The following is a 22,015-nucleotide window of genomic DNA, read 5'->3' as shown; positions in this document are numbered from 1 at the left end:
CGCAACGACGCGGATCCGAGACGGAAAACAGCTCTGCCGAGGCGCGGTGTCGCGCGCTGACATGTCCGGCGGCGGACGCCGGGGCTACCTCACCGTCCCCATCCAGACGCGGGACGTGGCGGGGTCGAACACGATCCGCCTCGCGTCCACGTGGAACGACGCCGCCACCTGCGCCGCGGGGATCCCCCACGTCCCGATCCCGCCGCACTGCCTCGCTCCGGGCGGCGTGTCCTTGAGGAAGAGCATCACGTCCGCCGCCGAGACGACGGCCGAGCCGTCGACGCCGACGAGCTCGAACGGCGCGCCGCCGACGATCCGGTAGGCGAAGACGTCCTGCTGCTCTCCGGGCACGCAGGTGCTCAGCGTCATCCCCGCCTCCGGCACCGGCTCGAGCGCCACGCCGGCCGCCGCGAGCGCGTCGAAGAAGGCGCGGTTGATGTTCACCGAGTGCCGGTAGAGGGCGTCGTCGAACCCCGTGTCGAGCTGCGCCACGGCCTGCGCCGCCCCGATCCGCGCGGGCACCGTGGGCACGTTCGGGAAGCCCGGCTGTACCCTGGAGAGGTCGGACGCGTAATACCCCGCGGTCCAGAGCGGCCTCAGGCCCTCCGCGCGCAGCGTCTCGTCCGAGCAGAACGACGCCGCGCTGGCGCGGTAGACGGCGCCAGCGTCGTAATCGAGCGTGAAGGGGTTGAGCGACAGGAAGTCCGTGCCGAGGATGCCGGCCTGGCGCACCGTCCCGTGGATGCCCGAATGGTCCTGGACGTCGAGGCGGACCGTGCCCCAGGAGCCGTAGAAGTCGAAATCGGCGAACTGATCGGCGCTGCCGGCGACGGGCTCGGGCACCAGGCCGCCGGCGAAGCCCTGCGGGTCGATGGTGCTGTCGGTCGTGGCGAAATCGAGGACGAAGTAGCCCTCGGCGTCGCCGACGCGCGCGAGCGCATACGGCATCTGGCTCGAGATCACGAGCGGCTTCTTCTCGCCGTGGCAGGCCTGCAGCTCCACGAGCGGCGGCGGCTCCGCGTCAGGCGCCCCGGCGTCGGGCTCCGGGCCTGGCCCTCCCGCGTCAGGCGCCCCGGCGTCGGGCTCCGGGCCTGGCCCTCCCGCGTCAGGCGCCCCAGCGTCGGGCTCCGCGCTTGGCTCTCCCGCGTCAGGCTGAGAGTCACTGCCCGACGCGCCCTGGGCGGGAGGAGGTGTCGACCGGGGCGTATCGCAGCAGGCCGCGAGGGCGAGCAGCGACAGGAAGGCAGCCGTGAGACGAAGGGGCTTTGCCGGCGGGGTGCTCGACCCCGCGTGGCGCTCGGAGCCAAGCATACGGAAGAGGGTATCGAGCGCTATCGCAACGCGTCAAGGCCGCTTGCTCCGGGGGCGCCGCGCCGGTAGGAGGGGCGCTCATGTCGACCGCGGCGAGCATGCCTGTGCCCTCTCCCCTCCCGGACATCGCGCCTCTCGTCGCCGAGCTGCGCGCGCTCGAGCCGGGCGCGCGCGCGTTCGCCGTGTTCGGGAGTTATGCTCGGGGCGACGCCGGCCCCTCGAGCGACCTCGATCTTCGGGTCATCACCGCGGGCGAGCCCGTCGAGCGGGACCGCGTCCGGTTCCTCGGCGGGGTCGACGGGCCGTTGCTCCACGTCTCGATCGGGAGCCGGTCGCTCCGCGAGCTCGTGGCCCGGGCGGAGTCGCCGTCCGGCTGGCCGTGGATGGCGGGTTTCTGCGCGAGCGCACGCGCGATCGACGATCCTCAGGATCTCCTGGGCGTCCTGCGCCGCGTGGTGGAGGCCCACCGCCCGGACCACCTCACGACGGCGGCGGGGGTGCATTACGACCTGGAGAGCCTGCTGGAGTACCTCGCCAAGTGCAAGAACGCCCGCGCCGCGGGCAGGGACATGGAGCTCCTCGCGGCGGCCCAGCACCTCGCGGAGCACGCGATGGCGGTGCTCGTGCCGCTGAACGAGGTCGCCGCCGTGGGCGGGGAAGACGAGCACCGCGCCGCGGCGCTCTCGTTCGCCGTGGCGCCGCCCGGCTACCGGGAAGACGTCGTGCTCTGCGCCGGCTGGAGCGCCGCGGCGCGCCCGCCCGCCGCCGTCTTCGCCGCGGCGATGAGGCTGGCCGAGGGCACCGCGCGCCTGCTCATGAGCCGCGCGGACGACCTCCCACTCCGCGGCGCGCTCGCGGATTACCTCCGCGACGGCACGGTGCTCCGCTACGTCCTCGGATCCAGCGAGCCGCGGTGAGCGCCCTCGCCGGCAGGGCAGCCCGCGGCCTCGGTCCGGCAAGCGGCTGCGCTCGTCCCCCTGCCGTTGCACACGCCGACGAGCTGTCAGGTCTGCAAGCGGTGATCTCAGAACTGAAAGACACCGGGGCGCTCCTTACAGGCAAACCCCAAGGAACAGGTAAGGGCAGCACCTGGCCCGCCTCCTGCTAGATACGCAGGCCAGAGCGCCCGTGACGGCTTCCCCCCCCGCCGTCGAATGGGCGCTCTTTTTTTGTCTTCGTGCTCCCGCCTAGGAAACGTCGGGGCGCCTCTGCCGCGGGCACGCGCGGACGCGCGCGCCGCGTCCCGCCGCCGCCGGCATGCTGCGCAGACAACGCCTGGGATAGGCTGGGCGCCCGAACTCGCGAGGAGCAGCCCATGAACTGGATCGAGCAATACCGCGCACTGGCTCGCTACAACGTCTGGATGAACAACAAGCTCTATCGCCTCGTCGGCGAGCTCGACGACGCCGAGCGCCGGCGCGATCGAGGAGCCTTCTTCAAATCGATCCACGGCACGCTGAACCACATCCTCTTGGCCGATCGCACGTGGATGGGGCGCTTCACCGGCGACGCGGACCGCTTCTCCTCCCGCGACGCGAGCGGCAACGTCGTCGAGATCACCTCGCTCGGACAGGAGCTCTACGCAGACTTCACCGAGCTGTCCCGCGAGCGCGAGAAGACGGACGCGGACATCCTCGCCTGGGTGAATCAGCTCGAGGAGGGCGCGCTCTCCCGCGACCTGAGCTACCTGCGGAGCGGCGCGCGCCACACCTATCCGCTCTGGTTCGCCGTGACCCATTTCTTCAACCACCAGACGCACCACCGCGGGCAGGTGACGACCCTGCTCACGCAGCTGGGCATCGATCCCGGCGTGACGGATCTGCTCGTGCTGCTCCGGGAAGAGCCCCGTCCGCTCTGAGGCTCACACGGCCCAGAAGCGCGCGGCGAGGTCGTCGAGCGTGTCCTCGCCCGCGCGCGGGGGCACGCGCTCGAGATACCACCTCAGGTTGCTGTACCGGTGGAGCAGGGCATAGGCCATGAATCGCCGCTGCAAGCTGCGATCGAGCTCGCCCTCGCGGTAGCCGTACGCGCAGAGCAGCCGGCGCAGGAGCGGCGCGTCGCCGCACGACACGAAGACGCCGACCGAGGCGAACTCGTACTCGGGCGCGCCGACCATGGCGGGCTCGAAGTCGAACAGGCCCGAGAGCGCGAGGCCGCCGCCCGCGCCCGGCCCGACGAGGAGGTGCTCGCGCATCACCTCGGTGTGCAGCAGCGCCCCGCGCGCCGGCGGCTCGAGCGCCACGGATCCGAGGAACTCCGGGATCTGCTCGAGCCACGCCGCGCCCAGGCCGCGCGCGCGCTGCTGCTCCACGCAGCGCTCCCGCTGACCGCGCACGAACTCGGCCCAGTCGGGCCGGCCTGCCCTCACCTCCCCCGGGTCGATCGCGTGGAGCGCGGCGAGGCACTCGCCTACCACCTCCGCGAGGCGCTCCCGCGCCGCGGGCGGGACCTCCGGCCACGCCTCCGCGAGGCTCCGCCCGCCGAGGCGCTCCATGAGCACGTAGCCCCAGCCGTCGAGCGCGCCGGTCGCCTCGAGCCGAGGCGTCGGGATCGGGAGGCGGCCGGCGAGCAGCGCGAGCACGTCGGACTCGGTCTCGAAGGGGCCCTGCGCGTGCGGCGGGTAGAGCTTGAGCACGAGCGTGTCCCCCACGGCGTACACAGGCAGCGATCCCGTGGCGAAGCGCGCGATGTCGCGCCCGAGGAGCCCGTGCCGCGCGCAGATCGCGCGGACGCCAGGCAGCAGGCGGGCGTCGTCGCGCTGGATGGCGTTGACTTCCTGAGGGGTGCTCGCCGCCGGGAGGATCTCGCCCATGCGGCGATGCTACGCCGGGCGGCGCGGACCCCGCCACGGCCCCAGGACGTGCGCGACGAGCGGAGCTCTCCCGGGTGCGGTCATCGGCGCGTGGCAGCGCCCGAGCACAAAGAAAAAAGAGCGCCCATTCGACGGCGGGGGGGGGGAAGCCGTCACGGGCGCTCTGCCCTGCATGTTTAGCAGGATGCGGGCCAGGCAGCACCTCAGCCTGTTTCTTGGGGTTACCCCTACGGCTGCCCCTGAAGCCTTTCGATTGTGAGATGACGGCTTGCAGACCTGGGATCAGGGCGCAGGGCGGGCGCGCTCGGCGCTGGTCGCGTACGCGATGCCGGACTGAAGGGTGCCGCGCATCACGATGCTGCCCCACGGGACATCCAGCTTGACCAGGGTCTTCGCCACCTCGGGGCGCAGGCCGGTGAGGACCACCCGGGCGCCGAGGAGCTGGACGGCCTTCGCCGCGTTCACGAGGACCGACGCGACGTGCGAGTCGATGAGGCTCACCCCGGTGACATCGAGGATGGCCACGCGCGCCTGGGCCCGGCTGAGGCCCTCCAGCAGCGTGGAGAGCACCTGGTCGGCGCGCTGCGCGTCGACGATCCCGACGAGCGGCATGACCACGACGTCGTCGGTGATCGGGATCAGCGGCGTCGACATCTCCCTGAGCCGCTTGGACTGCTCCTCGATCACCATCTCGGCCTCCCTGCGCTCCGTGATGTCGACCTCCATCCCGACCATGCGCAGCGGCTTTCCGCTCGCGTCCCGGGCGACGATCCGGGCGCGATCGATGTTCCACCGGTACTTTCCGCTCTTCATCCTGAGCCGGGTCTCGCACTGGTAGCTCGGGTACCTGCCCTCGATGTATCCGTAGGTGGCGTCCATGACGCGCGGCAGATCGTCCGGGTGGAGCAGGCTCACCCACGCGTTCACGTGCGGCTCGATCTCGCTCGGCGCGTAGCCGAGGGACTGGCACCATCGATCGCTGTAGTAGACCTCGTTCGTCACGAGGTTCCAGTCCCAGTAGCCCTCGGGCAACATCTCGAGCACGTAGCTCAGCTGCTCTTCGGCGCCGCGGTGCGCCGCCGCGAGCCGCTCCCGATCGGTGACGTCGTGATGCAGCAGCAGCGCTCCGACCCCCTCGCCGTCCGGGAGCGCGCTCGCGACGATCTCGAAATGACGCGCCTGGTCCGCATCGTCGCAGGTGTACTTCAGCGTGAAGGCCTGGGCGCGTCCGGCCAGGACGTCGCGCACCCCTCGGGCGAGCTGCTCGGCGGACTGGACAGCGTCGCTCTCCTCCTGGCACCGCTTCAGGAAGTCGCAGGGGATGCCGAATCGACTCCCGGCGAGCGCCTTCTCCGTGCTCAGCTGGGACCACGGCGCATTCACGGCGACGAGGAGGCCGTTGTGGTCCAGCACGGCAGCGGGCTCCTGGATCGAGCGCAGGAACGTTTCCTGTGAGACGACACGCATGACACCCTCTCGTGGCGCACCTCGGTGGGCGCCCGTGTCCATCGTTGGTAGAGGCACCATACCAGAGCTTGCGGCCGAGGGATCTACCCAAGTGCGGGTCTAGGAGAGGGTGAGTCCGCTCGCTTGTGCTCCAGAGCCGCTCAGAAGGCCCTCGCGCGGCCGCGAGGGGTGATGTGTGTTCTGATGACCGGCGTGATGCGAGGAGGAGATTGGCGAGGAAAGCGGCCCTGCTCGCGCTCAGAGGCCGAACGGCACCGCGAGCCGCACGAGGCCGCCGTCGAGGCCGACCGCCGCGGTGACGCGGGGAGCCGAGGCGGCGGGCGGCGCCGCGGACGTGTCCACGATCCAGAGCACCGCCGCGAGCGCCAGGGCGGATCCCCCGACCCCGAGCATCACGCCGGATGCGGTGAACTTCGCGCGCGTGGGCGAGACCTGGTCCTCGGTGCACGAGCGCGTCCTGCCGCAGCCGTCCTCGAGGGCGGCGTACTCGGAGCGCGCGACGCCCTGGAGCACACCGAAGGCAGCGAGGCCGGCGACGCCCACCCCGAGCGAGATCCACGGCGCGACGGAGACGCCGCGCTCGCCGGCGGCAGCGCCGGCGCGGGAGCCGGGGACGGCGGGGGCACCGGGGGCCGCCGGAGCGGCCCTGGGGCGCTCGCCGAAGACGACCTCGACGAGGCGCGCTTTCTGGCCCTCGAGCACCACGATCGTCCGCTCCACGGGCGGCAGACCGGCGGACTCGAAGCGGAGCGTGACGCGGCCGGGATCGACGCCGACCGCCGCGCCGTCGAGGCGCTCGGCGAGCAGGCGGCCGTCGGCGGAGACGCGGACGTCGGTGAGATCGCCGCCGCGGGCGTCCCTGGCGCCGAGGACGAGCGAAGGCCGGCGCGCGTCGACGTCGGCGAGCCACCTCGCGCAATCGTCGCGCACGACGGCGGGGCACCCCTCCTGCGCGCAGGTGAGGAGCTTCTCTCGCGCGAGCCCGAGCTTGCCCGCGTCGCGGAGCGCCTGGGCCTCCTCCGCCGCGGCCGCGCACTCGGCCTTGTCGATCGCGCGGGCGGCTCCGCCGGAGAGCGCGACGCCGAGCAGGACGCCGAGACCGAGGCCGAGCCCGCGCTTCAAAGACACGCTCGCTTGTAGATCCTCCGCCCCTGCGCGTCGACGGTGTACGGCACGGCGCAGTCGACCGCCGGAGGCTTCACCGCCGCGGCGCGGCTGGGGGCCGCGGCGCGGCTGGAGGCCGCGCCCGAGCCGGGCCGCGGCGAGGTGGATTGCGACGAGGTGGCCGAGGTGGCCGTCGCTGAGGCGGCCGTCGCAACCCCGGACGAAGCGGCGCGCGGCGGCGCCGGGGCGGCGCTCGGCGGCGCCGGGGTGACGGAAGCGGCGGCCGCGCCTTTGCCGGCAGGATCCTCCGCCAGGCGCAAGGCTTCCGTGTCGGCCTGCCGCGAGCCCGCGGCGCCTTCCGGCGCGGGCGACGCGCCGGAGCGGAGCCCGAGCCAGGCAGCCACGGCGGCGCCGGCGAACGTCGCCGCGGCGAACCAGGGCCAGGCGCGGCGCAACCCCGGCGGTGCAGCGGCCTGGCTCGGCGGGCCGACCGGCGCGGGCGTGGCGTCGTGCGGGCGCGACGACCGGGAGACCGGCGCCCGGTCAGGATCCGCCGCGCCGGCCGGCGGCGCGACGGCCGAGGCGGCAGACGAGGGCTCCGGCGAGCGCTGCGTCGCGGGTACGACCGGAGGGGTGGACGCAGTGGACGCGCGCGGCGGGGCCGACGACGGCCCCGGCGGGTTCGCGGAGACGCGGGCCGCGGCGTCGCGCCGCGCCGCGCCGGACAGGAGCGACTTGAACGACGGCGGGAGATCGCCCGGGCGCACCGCCGCGTCGAGCACGGTCAGGTCGAGCTGCGCGAGCCGCGCTTCCTGCCGGGCGAGCGCGTCGCCCACGAGTCCGTCGAGCCACGCGGCCACGTGCGATGCGAGCGCGGGCGCCACGGCCGCCTCGACGGCGCGCGCCATCTCGGCGGCCGTGGCGAACCGCTTCTGGGGATCCCGCTCCAGCGCCCTCATGACCACGCCGTCGAGCGCCGCCGGGACGCCCTGGACCCGCCGGCCCGGCGGCTCGACGGTCGAGAAGAGGAGCTGCTCGAGGACCTCGGCCTCGTTCGCGCCGTCGAAGAGCCGCTCGCCGACCAGCGTCTCCCAGAGCACCGCGCCCGCGGCGTAGACGTCGGTCCTCCGCGTGACGTCGCCGCCGCGGAGCTGCTCGGGCGCCATGTAGGGCAATTTGCCTTTGATCTTGCCCTCTTCCGTGTTGTGGAAGCGCCCGGCGGCCTTGGCGACGCCGAAGTCGACGACGAGCGCGGTGCCGTCGCGGCGGACCATGATGTTGTGGGGCGTCACGTCGCGGTGCACGAGCCCGAGCGGCTCGCCGCGGTCGCCGCGGACCTCGTGCGCAGCGTGGAGCCCCTCGAGCACGTTGACGAGCACCGCCGCGGCGAGCGGGGGCGCGACGGGCGCCGCGGCCCCGGTCGAGGCCTTGAGCAGCCGCACGAGCGTCTCGCCGTGCACGTACTCCATGACCAGGAAGAGCTCGGCCTCGGTGCCGACGACGTCGAGCATCGCGACCACGTTCGGGTGCTGGATGCGCCCGGCGAGGCGCGCCTCGTCGAGCAGCATGGCGACGAACTCGGGATCCTTCGCGAGGTGCGGGTGCAGGCGCTTGACCGCGACCGTGCGGGTGAAGCCGCCGGGGCCGAGCAGGCGGCCGAGGTGCACCGCGGCCATCCCGCCGCGGGCGAGCTCGTCGAACAGGGCATAACGGCCGATGACCTGCATGCGTCAGGGCGCGTCCCAGCAGCACCGGAAGCCCACGAACTCGCTCCCTTCCTCCCGGGGCTGCGGCTCGCCCGGGTAGGTGCAGTAGGTGTACTCCGTCCCCAGATTGCAGGCGCCTCCGCGCGGATAACACGGGTCGTCGTCGATCTCGGGCGTGTCGTTGGCCTCGCAGCGGTCGACCCATTCGTAGGAGTTGCCGCTCATGTTGAAGAGGCCGGGGACGCCGCCCTCGCAGCGCCCCTCCGCGGCCGCCGGGTCGAGCGCCTTGTAGCCGCCCTCGTCCCCGGAGCACCCCTCGACCTTGCACCTGGCCGCGTCCGGGGTGTCGCTCCGGTACGAGTAGCGGAACTGGCCGTTGTCCGAGCACGCCGCCACCCAGCGGGAAGAGCGCCAGTCGGCGTCCTCGGCGCTCGCGCCGTCGAGGTGGCCGCAGAGCTCCTTCCCCGCCCAGCGGCAGTGCATCCGCGCCTGACACCAGGTCATGCCGACGGCCGGCAGCGCGTGGTGCATGAACGCCGCGTCCGTGTAGGCCTCGCGCATCGCGTAATACCGCAAGAGGCCGCGCTCATCCATCGAGAGCGGGATATGCGCGCACTCGGGGCCGAGGTAACGCCCGAGCTCCTCGTCGGACAGGAGCGGGAAAACGGCCAGGAAATCCGTGTACCGGCGGAAGCTCACCTCGACCGCATCGATGCAGAACGGCGGATAGGCCCCGGCGGGCGACGTGACGAGGACGCCGTCGGCGCCGCGGCCCAGAGGATCGGCGCAGGGGGACGGCGCGCCGCCGCCTGCGCCTGCGCCGCCGTCCCCGCCCCCGTCCCCACCCCCGCCGCTCGTCGCCCCCGGGCCGATGGACGACGAGGAGACGTCCATCACACCGCCGCTGCCGTGTTCGCACTCGGTGAGCGCGTCGAGGGACGGGAAGAGGCAACCCTGGCAGAGCCCGGCGCCGGCCAGGGCGCCGAGGGAGAGCGCGAGCCGCATGTATTTCCATGGTATCACGGGCGCACGGCCGAGGTCCGGCGGGATCGCCGCCGCGCGTGATAGGTTTCGCGCACATGTCGAATCACCTCGACCTCACCGGCGCGACGTCGGTCCGGGGGCTCGTCGCCGATATGCCGGACGGGACGTTCGTGATCACGATCGCGGACGGCCCCGCCGCAGGACAGCGCCTGGAGCTCGACGGATCGAGCCCCTCGCGCGTGCTCGTCGGCAAATCGTCGGCGTGCGACGTGAAGCTCGACGATCCCGAGGTGTCGCGGCGGCACTGCGCCCTCGAGATCGCCGGGGCGCGGCTCAGGGTCACCGATCTCGGGTCGACCAACGGGACGTTCGTCGACCACGTCGCGATCCGGGACGCGTGGCTCGCGGGGGGCGAGACGCTGCGCGTCGGGGCGACGCGGCTCCGGGTGGAGCGGCACGCCGGCGGCCGGAACCCGCCGGTGCCGCCCGGCTCGTCGTTCGGGCGCATGCTCGGCGCGAGCCGCGCGATGCGGCGCCTGTACCCGCTCTGCCAGAAGCTCGCCGCCGCGCGCGTCCCGGTGCTCATCGAGGGCGAGACGGGCACCGGCAAGGAGGTCCTCGCCGAGGCGCTCCACGAGCAAGGCCCGCTCGCGGCGCGGCCGTTCGTGGTGTTCGACTGCACCGCCGTCCCCCCGAGCCTCGTCGAGTCGGAGCTCTTCGGCCACGAGCGCGGCGCGTTCACGGGCGCGACGGCGGCGCGCCGCGGCGTCTTCGAGCAGGCCGATGGCGGCACGTTGTTCATCGACGAGATCGGCGACCTCGACCTCGCGCTCCAGCCGAAGCTCCTGCGGGCGATCGAGCGGGGCGAGATCCGCCGGGTCGGCGGGGACAGGTGGATCCGCGTGGACGCGCGCATCCTCAGCGCGACGCGGCGGGACCTGGATCACGAGGTGCAGGCCGGCAGGTTCCGGGACGACCTGTTCCACCGGCTCGCCGTGGCGCGGATCGAGCTGCCGCCGCTCCGCGCGCGGGCAGGCGACGTCGCGCTGCTCGCGCAGCATTTCTGGACGCTCGCCGGGGCCGAGGGGGCGCCGCCCCCGGCGCTGGTCGCGCGGTGGAGCGACGACGCGTGGCCCGGCAACCTGCGCGAGCTCAGGAACGCGGTGCTGCGCGCGGTGGCGCTCGGCGACGCGGCGCTGCCGCCGGAGGAGGCGCACGAGGAGGCGGCGCCGGCGAGCGCGGCCGGCGGCGGCGCGGGCGCGGACGCGAGGCGCGAGGGTGGAGGGAGCGCAGGGGGCGACTTCATGGCCGAGACGCTGCGCGCGCGGCTGCCGCTCGCGGCGGCGCGGTCGCGCGTCGTCGAGGAGTTCGAGCGGCGTTATGTCGAGCAGGTGCTCGCGGCTCACGACGGGGTGGTGTCGCGGGCGGCGGCGGCGAGCGGGATCGCGCGGCGGCATTTCCAGCGGATCAAGGCGCGCTCGCGCTGAGCTCCGGGTAAGCCGTGGAGCTCGTGTGCAGGTCATCGGGCGAGGCGGACCGAGGCGGCCCCTCGGGCGAGCATGGGAGTGCTCGAAGGTGCCTGGCTCACGCTCCGCCGGTCGTGGTGATCGCGTCGTAGCCGCGGGCGCTGAATTGAATCAGGCAGACGCCGTGGCCGAAGGGATCGGCCAGGCGGATCATGCGCCCCCAGTCGGCGACCTCGATCTCGGACTCGGGAACCGCGCCCGCCTCCTGCGCGCGGCGCGCGGCGGCCTCGAGATCGTCGACGACGAAGTCGAGGTGGACCGGGGTCCAGTGGCGTCGGTAGTCGCGCGGCGACGCACCGGCAGCGGGCGCGCTGCCGGCCGGCTTCACCAGGAGGTAAATCGGGACCGAAGCGCCGAGGAGCTCGATGCCGGAATCGCCGAAACGCCGCGCGGTACGCAGGCCGAACGCGCGGGTGTAAAACGCGATTGCAGGCTCGAGCTCCGGCACGTCGATGTTGACGAGCAGATCGGACATGCGGCCGACTCTAGCACCAAACGCCCCCGAGCCCTTCGGAGCGTTCACCGACGACTTCCACCTCAACGCATGATCGCCGTCTGAGCCTGGCTGCTGCACGGTGTCGTCCCTGTGGGATGCTCGTCGTGGGGAGGGCATCATGGCGACGGACACGGCGACGACACAGGCGAGCGAGGCGCCGCAGCAGGCGTGGGGACGTTGGCAGCGCGAGCATGCGGACGTGCTGGAGGGGGCGACACGAGCGCAGCAAGTCCTGCTGGAGGCGGCGGTGCGGTTCGTGGCCGTCATTGCGGCCCAGCCGATCCTGCTGCGCGTTGCAGCCTTTTTTCTCCTGCATGCGGACATGGGCCTGACGGCGGCGCAAGTGGGCGCGGCGGTGGGCCGCACCGACCGGGCCATGCGCACCGTGCGCACGCTCACGACGCACCAGATGCTCGAGTCGATCTGGGCGGAGCTCGGCCGACATCGGCAACCGCGGCTGCGCCCGGAGCATGCCGGCCCGATAGCCAAGTACCTGGTCGACCATCCGCGATGCACTCAGCCCGAGGTGGTCGCGTTCATCGCGCGCGAGTTCGGGATCGATATTGAGCAGCAGACGCTCCGCCGGTTTCTCGACGCCTATGGCCTGTACGTCTTTCGTCCGGATCACGATCGCGCGGAGGCGCATGTCGCGCGCCCCACCTCATCGGGCGCACCCACTTCGGGTGCGCCTTCCTCCTGCTGCCGGCCGCGCTCGCCCTGAGCCGCGTCGCGGAGCGCACGCTGGCCAGGGCGCTGGGAAGTGCGGACAAGGCGCGGCGCCTTGTGCTGTCGCTCTTCTTCCGCGCGGCCCTGGGCATCGAGCGCATCTTTCACTTCGAGACCCTCGACGATGCGGGCTTCGCGATCCTGTCGGGCGGCAAGAAGGTCATGTCTCGGTCTCGCCTCGGCGGGCTGGTGCGCGCGGTGACGACGGCAGCGGTCAAGAAACTCACGCACGCCACCGAGTCGTGGGGCGCGCTGCGCCACCGGAAGGTGACGCTGAGCCTCGACGAGCACGTCGTCGCCCGCTTCACGCGCAAGTTCAAGATCCCGAAGGGCTTCCACACCCTCCGCAACAAGAAGATGCGGGCCGAGAAGCTCTTCTTCCTGCACTGGCCCAAGGCGCGCCGCTTTCTCGGTCTCGTCGTCACCCGCGGCAACGGCAAGCTCATCGACCGGACCGTCGACTTCCTGCGCGCTGTACGTCGGCGCGTCCGGGTTCGTCAGCTTCGCTTGATCATCGACGCGGGCGCCTCCGCCACCAACGAAGGCCTCCGGCGCCTCGATCGCTTCAGCAAAACCGTGTTCTTGATCCGCGCGCCTCGTCGGCCAGGCTATGTCAACGCCTGGAAGCGGTTGCCACGAGCGCGGTTCACGCCCTACGAGGAGCCCGGCCGGTACAAGGGCGCCAAGCCCAAGCAGATCGAGCTGACCGAGACGACCACCACGATCCGCGGCATCGCTCGGCCCCTCCGTACCGTCGTCGTGCGCGAGCGCGCGATGAAGGGCAAGGACCGCTGGCACGCGCTCTTCGTCTTGCACGACGATACGACGCCGCCCCTGGAGTTGCTGCACGAGTACCGCACGCGCCAGCACCACGAGCAGGGCCACCGAATCGGCGTTCGCGACCTGTGGATCGACACCTCGGCAAGCGGTTACCCCAAGCGCGGCCGGCCCGACCGCCCGGGGTTTCGTCAAGGACCGCTCGCGCTCTGCGCCTGGGTCGCCGCGCTCGCCTGGGACGCTCTGCTGGCCCTGGGCGACGCCCTGCCCCCTCGCTTCCGCTTCGCCCACCCGCGCACGCTGCGGCGCTGGGTGCTGATGCGCGACGCCGACTTGATCCTCACGCCCTCGCACCTGCTGGTCGTGCTGGCCTCCCCAGCGCGTCGAGCCTGGCTGCGCCCGCTGGTCCAACGCTTCAACGCGGCCGAGATTGCCTTGCCGTGGCTCGGCGGGCGCCGCGTCGTGATGGGGTTCGCCGCCACAGGCCGGACGCCGTCAGACGCACGGCCTGTGCTGCCACAGGCTGCGGAAGTGGGTTCTGGCAGCGCGAAGGGATACGGGGGCGTTTGGTGCTAGCGGTCGGTCACGTCGCGACGCAACGCGGGGCGGCGGTGGGCGCGCAAGCCGGAGGGGCGCCTCCGGTCAAACCGCCGTCGCGCTCCGGGCCGCTCCGTCCCGGCGCCCTGCCAGCAGCAGCCTCGCCGCGGGCCGCACGACCTCCTCGATCGCCCGCGCGGCCGCCTCGCCGCGCGCCGCAGCCCCGAGCCTCCCGTGCGCCGCGAGCCGGGCGCTCTCCGCGCCGTCGCTTTCCGCCTCATCGACGTTCTCCCCCGCCGTCGCGCGCCCGAGCCCCGCGAACGCCTCCTCCACCGCCGCGCGCACGCGCTCGCCTCCCGCGCGGATCGCCCACGCCACCGTGCGCCACGCGAGCTCCGCGTGCCGCGCCTCGTCCGCGGCGATGACCGCGAGCGCGCCCCGCACCGCCGGGTCCTCCGCGGCGCCGAGCTCCTCGGCCGCGATGACGGCCGCGATGGTCTCGCCGATGCAGCCCTCCTTCGCGGCGCGCGCCGCGATCGACGCGAGGTCCGCCTCGACCTCCACGCGCCCCTCGAAAGGGAATGCGCCGGGCGCGACCGTCTCGCCCGCGTAGGCGCTCGCCAGGGCAAAGCAGAGGCGCGCGTGGCGGGCCTCGTCGAGCGCCGCGCGGTGGGCCTCCTCCACGAGGTCCGCCGGCGCGCCCGCCGCGAGCAGCTCGAGGGCGAAGCGGCCGAACGAGGCCACGGACGCGTGCTCGAAGAGCGCGTCGCGCGTCCACGCCGCCGAGAGGGCCTCGCGCAGATCGGCGGTCAGCAACTCGATCTGCGGCGTCATGGCCTCCGCCGCGCCCCACCCCGCATCGCCGCGGGCGCGGACGGAGGGCGCCGTCCGCGCCACCGCGTCGACGAGGTACGGGCGCCCCTCGCACATCGGGGTGACGTCGGCCTGATAGCAACACTGGCTGTCCTGGAACGTCCCGTCGCTCTTGACCTGGTGATTCGCGAAGTGTGTGCTGTTGAGGATCTGCTCCCCTTCCGACCGTGAGGGGCATACGACGGGCTCGCCCGCGCCGCCGGCGCCTCCTGGCTCACCCCCGCCGCCGGCGCCTCCGGGGCCGCCCACGCCGTCCTGCGGCCACGCGAAACAGGCGACCTCGGAGGTCGTCTTCGGGTCGTCGGGGCAGCTGCTCATGGCGGTGACGCAGCCGGCGGCGGCGCCCGCGGCGGGCAGCGCGAGCAGGGTGAAGAGGCGATGGGCGAGCGTGCGGCGGAAGCCTTGTGCGGTGTTCATCGGGGACCTCGTTGTTGAGGAGTTGGCCTGGACGCGCAGGCCCGTGCACGACGCATGCCGCTCCCGCGCTCAGGCCGAACGCGCGCTCCCGCCTTCGCGCGGCATGATCGAGCAGTCATGCCGCCCCGATCCGGCATCGCCGTGGACCACCGATGATCCCCTCGGGGCTCGCAATGACGGGTTCCTCTCCGTAGACATGTAGACATGCCTGTCGAGCGCTGATAGCCTCGAATTGACCACGACGGGGAGGGATCCGCCATGTTCACGTTCGACCGGAAGCCGCGTCCGCCTTACTCTCCTGTTCCGGGGCCCACGTCGCAGCACCAGGTGAACGAGGCGCCGGCGAAGCCGCTCTGGCCTGGGGCAACGTCGAGCAGCGCCGGATCGGTCGCTGTGCCAGGGGGGCTCGAGGAGAGGCGGCGCGGCGTCGCGCCGGGCTCGCCCGCTCCCAGCAGCGCTGCGTGGTCGCGCATCGGGCGCGCTGCTCCGGCGGCGGGCGTGGAGACCGCTGGGGCTCCGGTCATCGGGCCGCGTCCTGCGCTCGATTTCTCCCGGATCTCCGTCACGGCGCCGCTTCAGCGCAAGGCCACCATCAGCTCTCCAGGCGACCCGTGCGAACGCGAGGCGGACGACGCGGCCGACAAGGTGATGCGCATGCCCGCCCCCCGACGCGCGACGAGCGGGCCAGCGGCGACGGTCCGTGGCGAAGCGCTCCTGCGGAAATGCTCCGGATGCGCCGAGGAGGACGAAGACAAGCTCCAGATGAAATCGGCAGGCTCCTCACCTGTCGGCTCGTTCGCTCCCCCCAGCGTGCAGGAGACCCTGCAGTCGCCGGGGGAGCCGCTCGATCGGGCCGCTCGTCAATTCATGGAGCCGCGTTTTGGCTGGGACTTCAGCCGCGTGCGGGTGCACAGCGGCTCGCGCGCGGCGCAGTCTGCGCGGGACGTGAACGCCCTGGCCTACACCGTCGGGCAACACGTGGTGTTCGCCGAGGGCCGTTATGAGCCGCAGACCCCTCGCGGCCGTCACCTCTTGGCGCACGAGCTGGCCCATACGATCCAGCAGACGGGCGCGTCCCCCTGGCTCGCGCGGCGGCCCCCTATCCCGGAGGGCCTCTCTGGGGACGAGCGCCAGATGGCGGAAGACGCGTTGAACGAGGCCGCGCTTCGCCGGGAGGAAGCCCGCAGGGAGGCGCGGAGCAAGGACACGGATCAGCCGCCGGGAGGCAATATGGCCCAGCGCCCGCTCTCGGAGGCGGACAGGAAGGCTATCGTCGCACGCACTGGCCCGGCAGCCGGCGGTTCCGCCGCAGCAGCACCGGCGACAGGCGATCGGCGGTTCGTGCTCCACGATACGGCCTCACCGGAGCCGGGAGCGAAGCGGAAGGGCGATCTCGTCCGCCACGGGCACACGGCGCTCGGCCAGGGCTACCTGGCGACGGTGCCGGCGAGCAATCCATCGGTCGTGTCCAGCACCACCTTCTTCGAGCGGCGCCGCCCGACGGTGACCGAGGACGAGCAGGGCGACGACGTGATGAAGCAGGCCGCGCGCGAGCCGCTCCTGCGTCAGGCGTGGCAGGCCGCCGACGCGACGGCGCGGGACGCAGCGCTCGACGAGGCGCTGGCGAAGCGGCCCGACCTGCTGCCGAAATCAGAGGAGAAGCTCTTCGCCAAGGAGCTGAAGCAGTACCGGGACAACACGGTGAAGCAACTCACCGGGACCGGGAAGATCTTCGCCGGCGGGTACTGGTCGGTCGACAACCTGTGCGCCAGGGCGGCCGCGTCCGGGATCGCGTCGGTGATCGCGGACGCGGCGGACCCGAAGGACGCGAAGGCGGTGAAGGACGTGAGCGACCGGCGCAACCTGTTCAACAGCGCCTGCCAGCAGCTCAAGCCGCTCTTCGACCGGCGCAGCTCCCTGATCAGCTCGTCGGCGCACGTCGAGATCGTCGAGGACGCGGGCAGCGACTGCCTCGGAGGCCGCAAGGCCAAGAAGCTGCCGACCCCCTACACAGCGCAGCAGTATGCGGAAGTGGAGCGGCTCTACCTGCTCGCAGCCCTCGAGGCGGGGAAGTTCCCGTTCATCACGACGCATTATTTCGTGCAGCAGGCGGCCCGCAACCGCTGCGATCCGCGCTGCTTCGACCTGGGCAAGCTCTATCAAATGATCCAGAAGACCCTCGGTCATCCCGCGGGGACGATCTATGGGTTGCCGACGGTCTACGGCGGGAAGTTCAACGGCGAGAGCATCTGGTGGGATCCGGTCACATGCGACGGCATGACGCAGACGACGATCTGACGCGACGGTGGCTCGCGGGGCTCGCGGCGCTGACGCTCGCCGGCTGCTCGATCGCGCAGCCGGGCATGGTGCGTGTCCCCGGCGGCGAGTTCCGCATGGGCTGCGATGTATCCATCGACGGGCGGTGTGATGACACCGAGGGCGACGCGCCCCTGCACGCCGTGCGGCTGTCGACGTTCTTCATCGATCGCGTGGAGGTCTCGCGCGCCGCGTACGTCGCCTGTGTCGCAGCCGGCCGCTGCGCGGCGCCCCGCTGCCCGCTCGGACCTCTCGACGATCTGCCGGTCGGCTGCGTGACGTGGCAGGACGCCGCGGCGTATTGCGCCTGGCGCGAGGCCCGGCTGCCGACCGAGGCGGAGTGGGAGCGAGCGGCGCGCGGCGACGACGGACGGCCCTATCCGTGGGGCCACGAGGAGCCCACGTGCGAGCGGGCGAACTACAACGAATGCGGCGGCGCGCCGCGACGTGTCGGCGCGAGCCCCCGCGGCGCAAGCCCGTACGGAGCGCTCGATATGAGCGGCAACGTATCCGAGTGGGTGGCCGACTGGTACGACCGCGACGCCTACCGGCACCACGCGGCCGCGGTGGCGCTCGATCCGATCGGGCCGGCGGCCGGCGATCTCCGCGTGCAGCGGGGCGGCAGCTTCCTCGATCCGCTCAGCCCGGTGAACCAGATGCTGCACGCGGCGAGCCGCAACACCGCGCTCCCGAACGCGGCCGAGCCCGCGCTCGGGTTTCGTTGCGCCCGCTCGACGCCGCCGCGATAAAGGACGATGTCCTGCGGACCTCAATCCTGCGGGCGCCTTTACGCGCTCGCGCGGATAGGGCACGTCGCGTTTCATGGAGGAGCCTCGAAACCCGACCGACGCGCAACCCCCCGCCCCCGAGCCGGAACCGCCGGAGTCGCTCGAGGCCATCGTGCCGAAGCGCCGGCTCTGGCCCGTCTTCGCGGTGATCGGCCTCGCGCTCGCGGCGGCGGGCTTCTTCGTCTTCCGCTCGCTCACCGCGACCGATCCGCTGCGCATCCTCGTCGCGATCGACCTCGACGGGTACTGGTGGGAGGGGTCGCAGCCGGCGGCGCGGCTCGCCGACGAGCTCAGCGCGGAGCTCGCCGAGCTCGGGTTCGATCCGGTGAAGGGCGGCGACCCGAAGGTGATGAAGGCGCTGGAGAGCGCCCAGGATCCGAAGCTGGCGGCGAAGGCGCTGGGCGCCGGCTTCATCATCGAGGCGCGCCTCGCGCCGGAGGTCGTGGAGCACCCGGTCAAGGAGGGGTACTTCGAGCTCCGGGTCGACGCCCCGGTGACGCTCACGTTCCTCGAGAAGGGCACGTCCACCGAGGGGCGGCTCCGCGGCTACTCGGGCGCGACGAAGAAGGACCGGGCCCTCGCGCTGCTCGCGGACTCCATGGCGTCGCAGGCGCTCGACGCCGTGATCGCGCAGCTCATGGACCACCCCTCGGTCCGCGAGATCACGGAGGGATCGGACATCAAGCTGCTGGAGCGGCTGCAGCCCGCGCGGACGTTCCTGAAGAGCCGCGCCGCGGAGCTCGGCAGGGCCAGCGACACGTACACATCCCGCGCGCGGGAGGTCGAGGCAGACGAGCAGGGGCGCGTGACGTTCCTGTCGCACCCCGCGGCGGAGGACCTGCTCGTGGGCGCCTCGGAGGGCGGCTATTTCGTGAAGACGGCCGACGTGTCGGTGTTCTTCTCGGTCCATTCGAAGCAGCTCGTCCGCAGCGAGGCGCTGGAGACCGTCGCGTGGCGGCCGCTCGACCAGAAGGCGGCTCCGACCACGGATCCCGGCGCCCCGAAGCCGATGTGGAGGGGCTACCACGTCTACTCGTACCCCTCGTCGCAGCGCGACGGCGACCGGGTCGCGCTGGTCGAGGACCTCTTCGGATGGGCCAAGACGATCACGACCGTCGACCGATCCGGGCAGGAGAAGCGCGTGCGCATCGATCCCGAGCACCGCTTCGTGGACCCGAGGCTCGCCCCGGGCGGCAAGTTCGTGGCGGCGTACGATCGCCCCGCGCCCGGCGCGCCGGCCGATCTGATGGTGCTCGAGACCGACGGCGGCAAGGAGGTGTTCGGCCTGCACACCGAGAACCAGTCGCTCGGCGGGTTCACCTGGCTCGACGAGGAGCGGCTCGCGTTCGTCTACGTGCCCGAGGCGGAGGCGGACGAGGCGCGGCACCTCGCGCTGGTCGACGTGAGCAAGCAGCCCCTGTCGATCGAGCGCCCGTTCAAGGCGAAGCCGGAGGAGGACCTGCGGTATCCGGCCGCGTCCAGGGACGGGGCGAAGCTCGTGTGTGTGGTCGACGGCGGCGAGCCCGGGATCGCGGTCATCGACACGGCGACGTGGACCCGGAAGGTTTACGCTGTCGAAGGCCGCGCGGAGTGGCCCACGTTCTCGCCCGACGCCGCGCGCGTCGCGTTCGTGGCGCAGGGCCCTGGGAGCACGGACATCGCGGTGCTGACGCTCGCGACGGGCGAGGTGAAGAAGCTCACGCAGGGCACCGCCGAGGAGGGCGTGCCGCACTTCTCGGCCGACGGGAAGCGCGTGCTCTTCGAGGTGCGGTACCGCGATCCGGTGTTCCCGCGGAAGCGGTGGGTCTCGCGGATCGCGAGCGCGGCGGTCGAGCCGTGAGCGCGCCCGGCGCCCCGCTGCAAGCCGGCGACGTTGTCCCTCTCCAGCAGGGCGCCGGCGCGCCTCCGCCGCAGGGCGCCGGCGCGCCTCCGCCGCAGGGCGCCGGCGCGCCTCCCGGCGAGGAGGGCGCCGCGACCGCGATGTTCTACCGCATGTCGGCCGAGCGCCTGCGCGCGCGCTGCCTGCTCGGCGGCCTCGCGCTCGCGCTGTCGGCGCTCGTTCCGTACGAGGTCGCCTTCGGGCACGGCATCTTCGTGTGGAGCGTGCTGCCCGAGCTCCCGCCCGCGGCGAAGATCGCCGCGCTCGCGCCCGCGATGGCCGGCTTGTGGCTGATCTTCCTCGCCCTGCGCACGAAGGACCGCGCCGGCCTGCTGATCGAGCGGCCGACGTCGCGCGCCATCGCCGTGCTCGCCGCGTTCGTGACCGTGAACGCCGCGCTGTGGATCGGCCGCCAGAGCGCCGCGTGGGACATGCTGCCGCTGCCGGACAGCATGACCACGCGGCCGGCGCCGTTCCTCGCGGTCTTCGCGTTCACGGCGGCGGGCGTGGTGCTGCGCTTCCACGCGCGGGCGCGCCGGGCCGGCAGCGCGCTGCTCGTCGCGTCGGCCGCCGCGGCGCTCGTGTTCTACCTGTGGCCGTCGCGCGGCGAGATCCCCGCGCAGACGATCGCGCGCGCGGTCGTGCTCGTCGCGACGCTGCCCGACGCGCGCTTCCAGCTCGGGTACGCCATGGTCCTGCTCTTCGTGCTCGGGCCGCTCGCGATCGCGCTGCTCGGCCTCGCCTACGCGCGCCGCGCGCCGAGGCGCGAGCACCCGGGCCTCGCGATCGCCGCGGTGTGGGCCATGCCCGGCCTCATGCTGCTCTTCGTCTACCGCGTGTTCCTCTCGGGCGGCTGGGGCGTGGAGGCGGCCATGGTCGCCTTCTTCGCGCTCCTGCTCGCCGCGGTCGTGGCGGTGCTCGCCTCCGCGATCGAGGTGCTCGCGCTCGGCGTCACGGTGCCTGAAGCCGAGCTGGAATCTTACGGTGGGGCTGATGCTGCCGCTGGCGCGGGCGGCGCCGGCAGCGCGGGGGGCGCGCGGCCGATCGTGGCGGCCGGCGCCGCCGCGGCGACGGTCGCGGCGCTGCTCGGCGCGATGTTCGTGCTCGGCCGCCCCGCGCCGAAGGGCGTCGACTGGAAGCTCGGCGCGCCCACGGACGCATGGGACAAGGTCTTCGGCGAGCTCCTGCCGAGCTGGGAGCGGGCGCGCCTCGCGCGCGACGCTCACGCGCGCGGCGCGCAGGGCACGGGGGCGCAGGCCCAGGTGATGACGAAGGCGCACGGCCGCGAGATGCTCGCGGCCGCCAGGGCGCAGCCGAACGGCGGCGACTTCGCGGCGGCGCTCGCGGCGCTCGCCGCCCAGGTGGACGACCTCGAGCTCTCCGGCCGCGTGTTCGGCCGGCTCGTCGCCGAGGTGAACGACGCCGCGCGGCGGGCCGAGCTGCCGTACTATCTCGACGCGTCCGTCTACCTCGGCGTCTCGTCCGAGGGCCCGGTGCGCCGGTTCTACACGACGCCTTACCGCGTGAAGGAGGTGCACGGCTTCCGGGTCGGCGACGACCGCTTCGCGACGCTGCTCGTCGAGCCGATGACGGGCGACCGCCGCGTCCACCTCGGCTTCTCGCGCGACCAGGACCCCTTCGCGCTCGTCCTCGGCTCGGAGGTCCGCGCGTACGCCGAGCGCGCCGGCCAGGAGGGCGCCACGTGCCTGCACGGCGCGGCGAGCCCGGACGGCGCGCACGCGGGCGCCCTCGCGCGGTGCGACGCCGCGCTCGCCGCGCTGCGCGGGCGGCTCGGCGCCGGGCTGGAGCAGGCCGTGCTCTCCGGCACCGAGCGGCACGAGCTCCAGCACCAGGTGGACGGCCCTGCCCTGCCCCTCTCGTCCGCCGTGGCCGAGCTGCTCGCCGGCTTCGCCGACGAGGCGCAGGACCGCGCGAACCGCGAGCTCTCCGCCTACCTCGCCGAGATGACGGCCAGGGACGCGCCGCCGCAGCTCACGCTCGTGCACCTCTTCCCCTTCGGGATCGCCGCGCGGGGCGGCGCCGAGCGCCGGGTCGCCGTGCTCGTCCTGGAGACACTCGCCGGCAAGAGGCTGCGGTCCGGGGCGCGCGATGTCGACCCGGAGGCGTACACGCTCGCGTTCGAGGAGCAGGCGCGCCGCGGCGACGACGAGCTGCGCGAGGCCGCGCGGCGGGCGTACCGCGCGCACTTCGGGGCAGATCTGGAAGAGCCTGTGCGGGAGTGAATCGGCGGCCTGGCCGGCCTGTTGCGGCTCGGCTTCGTGGAACAGGCCGGCCC

Annotated in this window: 18 protein-coding genes; 9 read left to right on the top strand and 9 right to left on the bottom strand. The window is 73.1% G+C overall.

Features of this window, described 5'->3' with window-relative positions:
• Positions 1-84: 84 nt before the first annotated feature.
• Entirely contained in the window at positions 85-1,002 is a 918-nt protein-coding gene (locus tag WMF43_RS17200; protein WP_437681467.1) for a hypothetical protein, read from the bottom strand.
• A gap of 389 nt (positions 1,003-1,391) precedes the next feature.
• Between WMF43_RS17200 and WMF43_RS17195 the strand changes: the two genes are divergently transcribed.
• The gene (locus WMF43_RS17195; protein ID WP_437681466.1) at positions 1,392-2,228 is read left to right on the top strand and encodes a nucleotidyltransferase family protein; all 837 of its coding nucleotides are present in this window, start codon (positions 1,392-1,394) and stop codon (positions 2,226-2,228) included.
• A 398-nt stretch (positions 2,229-2,626) separates the two neighbouring features.
• Complete coding sequence (locus tag WMF43_RS17190) at positions 2,627-3,169, top strand: DinB family protein (RefSeq protein WP_437681465.1); 543 nt, start codon at positions 2,627-2,629, stop codon at positions 3,167-3,169.
• A 3-nt stretch (positions 3,170-3,172) separates the two neighbouring features.
• Here WMF43_RS17190 and WMF43_RS17185 read toward each other — a convergent pair whose 3' ends face one another.
• From WMF43_RS17185 to WMF43_RS17165, 5 genes are all read right to left on the bottom strand, one after another.
• Positions 3,173-4,123, bottom strand: a complete 951-nt coding sequence (locus WMF43_RS17185; protein WP_437681464.1) for a phosphotransferase — start codon at positions 4,121-4,123, stop codon at positions 3,173-3,175.
• Positions 4,124-4,405: 282 nt separating this feature from the next.
• Positions 4,406-5,590: a PAS domain-containing protein gene (locus WMF43_RS17180; protein WP_437681463.1), complete on the bottom strand. Its 1,185-nt coding sequence runs from the start codon at positions 5,588-5,590 to the stop codon at positions 4,406-4,408.
• Positions 5,591-5,827: 237 nt separating this feature from the next.
• Positions 5,828-6,718, bottom strand: a complete 891-nt coding sequence (locus WMF43_RS17175; RefSeq protein ID WP_437681462.1) for a hypothetical protein — start codon at positions 6,716-6,718, stop codon at positions 5,828-5,830.
• Positions 6,709-8,421, bottom strand: coding sequence for a protein kinase domain-containing protein (locus WMF43_RS17170; protein WP_437681461.1), 1,713 nt, complete (start codon positions 8,419-8,421; stop codon positions 6,709-6,711). The genes WMF43_RS17175 and WMF43_RS17170 overlap by 10 nt, the downstream gene beginning before the upstream one ends.
• 3 nt (positions 8,422-8,424) lie before the next feature.
• On the bottom strand, positions 8,425-9,405 hold the full coding sequence (locus WMF43_RS17165; RefSeq protein WP_437681460.1) for an SUMF1/EgtB/PvdO family nonheme iron enzyme: 981 nt from the start codon (positions 9,403-9,405) through the stop codon (positions 8,425-8,427).
• A gap of 74 nt (positions 9,406-9,479) precedes the next feature.
• Here WMF43_RS17165 and WMF43_RS17160 point away from each other — a divergent pair, with 74 nt between their 5' ends.
• The gene (locus tag WMF43_RS17160) at positions 9,480-10,871 is read left to right on the top strand and encodes a sigma 54-interacting transcriptional regulator (RefSeq protein ID WP_437681459.1); all 1,392 of its coding nucleotides are present in this window, start codon (positions 9,480-9,482) and stop codon (positions 10,869-10,871) included.
• A 97-nt stretch (positions 10,872-10,968) separates the two neighbouring features.
• On the opposite strand, the gene WMF43_RS17155 is transcribed toward WMF43_RS17160, so the two are convergent.
• Entirely contained in the window at positions 10,969-11,385 is a 417-nt protein-coding gene (locus tag WMF43_RS17155; protein ID WP_437684024.1) for a VOC family protein, read from the bottom strand.
• Positions 11,386-11,524: 139 nt separating this feature from the next.
• On the opposite strand from WMF43_RS17155, the gene WMF43_RS17150 reads away from it, so the two are divergent.
• Together WMF43_RS17150 and WMF43_RS17145 are read left to right on the top strand one after the other, a co-directional pair.
• Positions 11,525-12,127 (top strand): hypothetical protein, encoded by a 603-nt coding sequence (locus tag WMF43_RS17150; protein ID WP_437681458.1) that lies wholly within the window; start codon positions 11,525-11,527, stop codon positions 12,125-12,127.
• A 62-nt stretch (positions 12,128-12,189) separates the two neighbouring features.
• Entirely contained in the window at positions 12,190-13,485 is a 1,296-nt protein-coding gene (locus tag WMF43_RS17145) for a hypothetical protein (RefSeq protein WP_437681457.1), read from the top strand.
• Positions 13,486-13,551: 66 nt separating this feature from the next.
• Here the strand turns inward: WMF43_RS17145 and WMF43_RS17140 are convergent, their stop codons facing one another.
• On the bottom strand, positions 13,552-14,736 hold the full coding sequence (locus WMF43_RS17140) for a ferritin-like domain-containing protein (RefSeq protein WP_437681456.1): 1,185 nt from the start codon (positions 14,734-14,736) through the stop codon (positions 13,552-13,554).
• Positions 14,737-15,026: 290 nt separating this feature from the next.
• Complete coding sequence (locus tag WMF43_RS17135) at positions 15,027-15,209, bottom strand: hypothetical protein (RefSeq protein ID WP_437681455.1); 183 nt, start codon at positions 15,207-15,209, stop codon at positions 15,027-15,029.
• A gap of 289 nt (positions 15,210-15,498) precedes the next feature.
• Between WMF43_RS17135 and WMF43_RS17130 the strand changes: the two genes are divergently transcribed.
• The 4 genes from WMF43_RS17130 (at position 15,499) to WMF43_RS17115 (ending at position 21,962) form a co-directional block, all read left to right on the top strand.
• A complete protein-coding gene (locus WMF43_RS17130; protein ID WP_437681454.1) occupies positions 15,499-17,034 on the top strand; it encodes an eCIS core domain-containing protein in 1,536 nt (511 codons plus the stop codon).
• Entirely contained in the window at positions 17,004-17,801 is a 798-nt protein-coding gene (locus WMF43_RS17125) for a formylglycine-generating enzyme family protein (RefSeq protein ID WP_437681453.1), read from the top strand. The genes WMF43_RS17130 and WMF43_RS17125 overlap by 31 nt, the downstream gene beginning before the upstream one ends.
• A gap of 73 nt (positions 17,802-17,874) precedes the next feature.
• Entirely contained in the window at positions 17,875-19,680 is a 1,806-nt protein-coding gene (locus WMF43_RS17120) for a TolB family protein (RefSeq protein ID WP_437681452.1), read from the top strand.
• Positions 19,677-21,962, top strand: a complete 2,286-nt coding sequence (locus WMF43_RS17115; RefSeq protein ID WP_437681451.1) for a hypothetical protein — start codon at positions 19,677-19,679, stop codon at positions 21,960-21,962. The genes WMF43_RS17120 and WMF43_RS17115 overlap by 4 nt, the downstream gene beginning before the upstream one ends.
• The last annotated feature ends 53 nt before the right edge of the window (positions 21,963-22,015 follow it).

It is taken from the genome of Sorangium sp. So ce131 (assembly GCF_051519095.1).
Lineage (GTDB): Bacteria > Myxococcota_A > Polyangia > Polyangiales > Polyangiaceae > Sorangium.
This window is presented reverse-complemented; position numbering and strand designations above follow the sequence as displayed.

Coding starts and splice junctions, on each gene's coding strand:
- WMF43_RS17135 (WP_437681455.1), bottom strand. CDS start 15,209: ATGCGCGACCACGCAGCGCTGCTGGGAGCGGGCGAGCCCGGCGCGACG.
- WMF43_RS17130 (WP_437681454.1), top strand. CDS start 15,499: ATGAAATCGGCAGGCTCCTCACCTGTCGGCTCGTTCGCTCCCCCCAGC.
- WMF43_RS17150 (WP_437681458.1), top strand. CDS start 11,525: ATGGCGACGGACACGGCGACGACACAGGCGAGCGAGGCGCCGCAGCAG.
- WMF43_RS17140 (WP_437681456.1), bottom strand. CDS start 14,736: ATGAACACCGCACAAGGCTTCCGCCGCACGCTCGCCCATCGCCTCTTC.
- WMF43_RS17155 (WP_437684024.1), bottom strand. CDS start 11,385: ATGTCCGATCTGCTCGTCAACATCGACGTGCCGGAGCTCGAGCCTGCA.
- WMF43_RS17190 (WP_437681465.1), top strand. CDS start 2,627: ATGAACTGGATCGAGCAATACCGCGCACTGGCTCGCTACAACGTCTGG.
- WMF43_RS17160 (WP_437681459.1), top strand. CDS start 9,480: ATGTCGAATCACCTCGACCTCACCGGCGCGACGTCGGTCCGGGGGCTC.
- WMF43_RS17185 (WP_437681464.1), bottom strand. CDS start 4,123: ATGGGCGAGATCCTCCCGGCGGCGAGCACCCCTCAGGAAGTCAACGCC.
- WMF43_RS17195 (WP_437681466.1), top strand. CDS start 1,392: ATGTCGACCGCGGCGAGCATGCCTGTGCCCTCTCCCCTCCCGGACATC.
- WMF43_RS17180 (WP_437681463.1), bottom strand. CDS start 5,590: ATGCGTGTCGTCTCACAGGAAACGTTCCTGCGCTCGATCCAGGAGCCC.
- WMF43_RS17120 (WP_437681452.1), top strand. CDS start 17,875: ATGGAGGAGCCTCGAAACCCGACCGACGCGCAACCCCCCGCCCCCGAG.
- WMF43_RS17125 (WP_437681453.1), top strand. CDS start 17,004: ATGCGACGGCATGACGCAGACGACGATCTGACGCGACGGTGGCTCGCG.
- WMF43_RS17165 (WP_437681460.1), bottom strand. CDS start 9,405: ATGCGGCTCGCGCTCTCCCTCGGCGCCCTGGCCGGCGCCGGGCTCTGC.
- WMF43_RS17170 (WP_437681461.1), bottom strand. CDS start 8,421: ATGCAGGTCATCGGCCGTTATGCCCTGTTCGACGAGCTCGCCCGCGGC.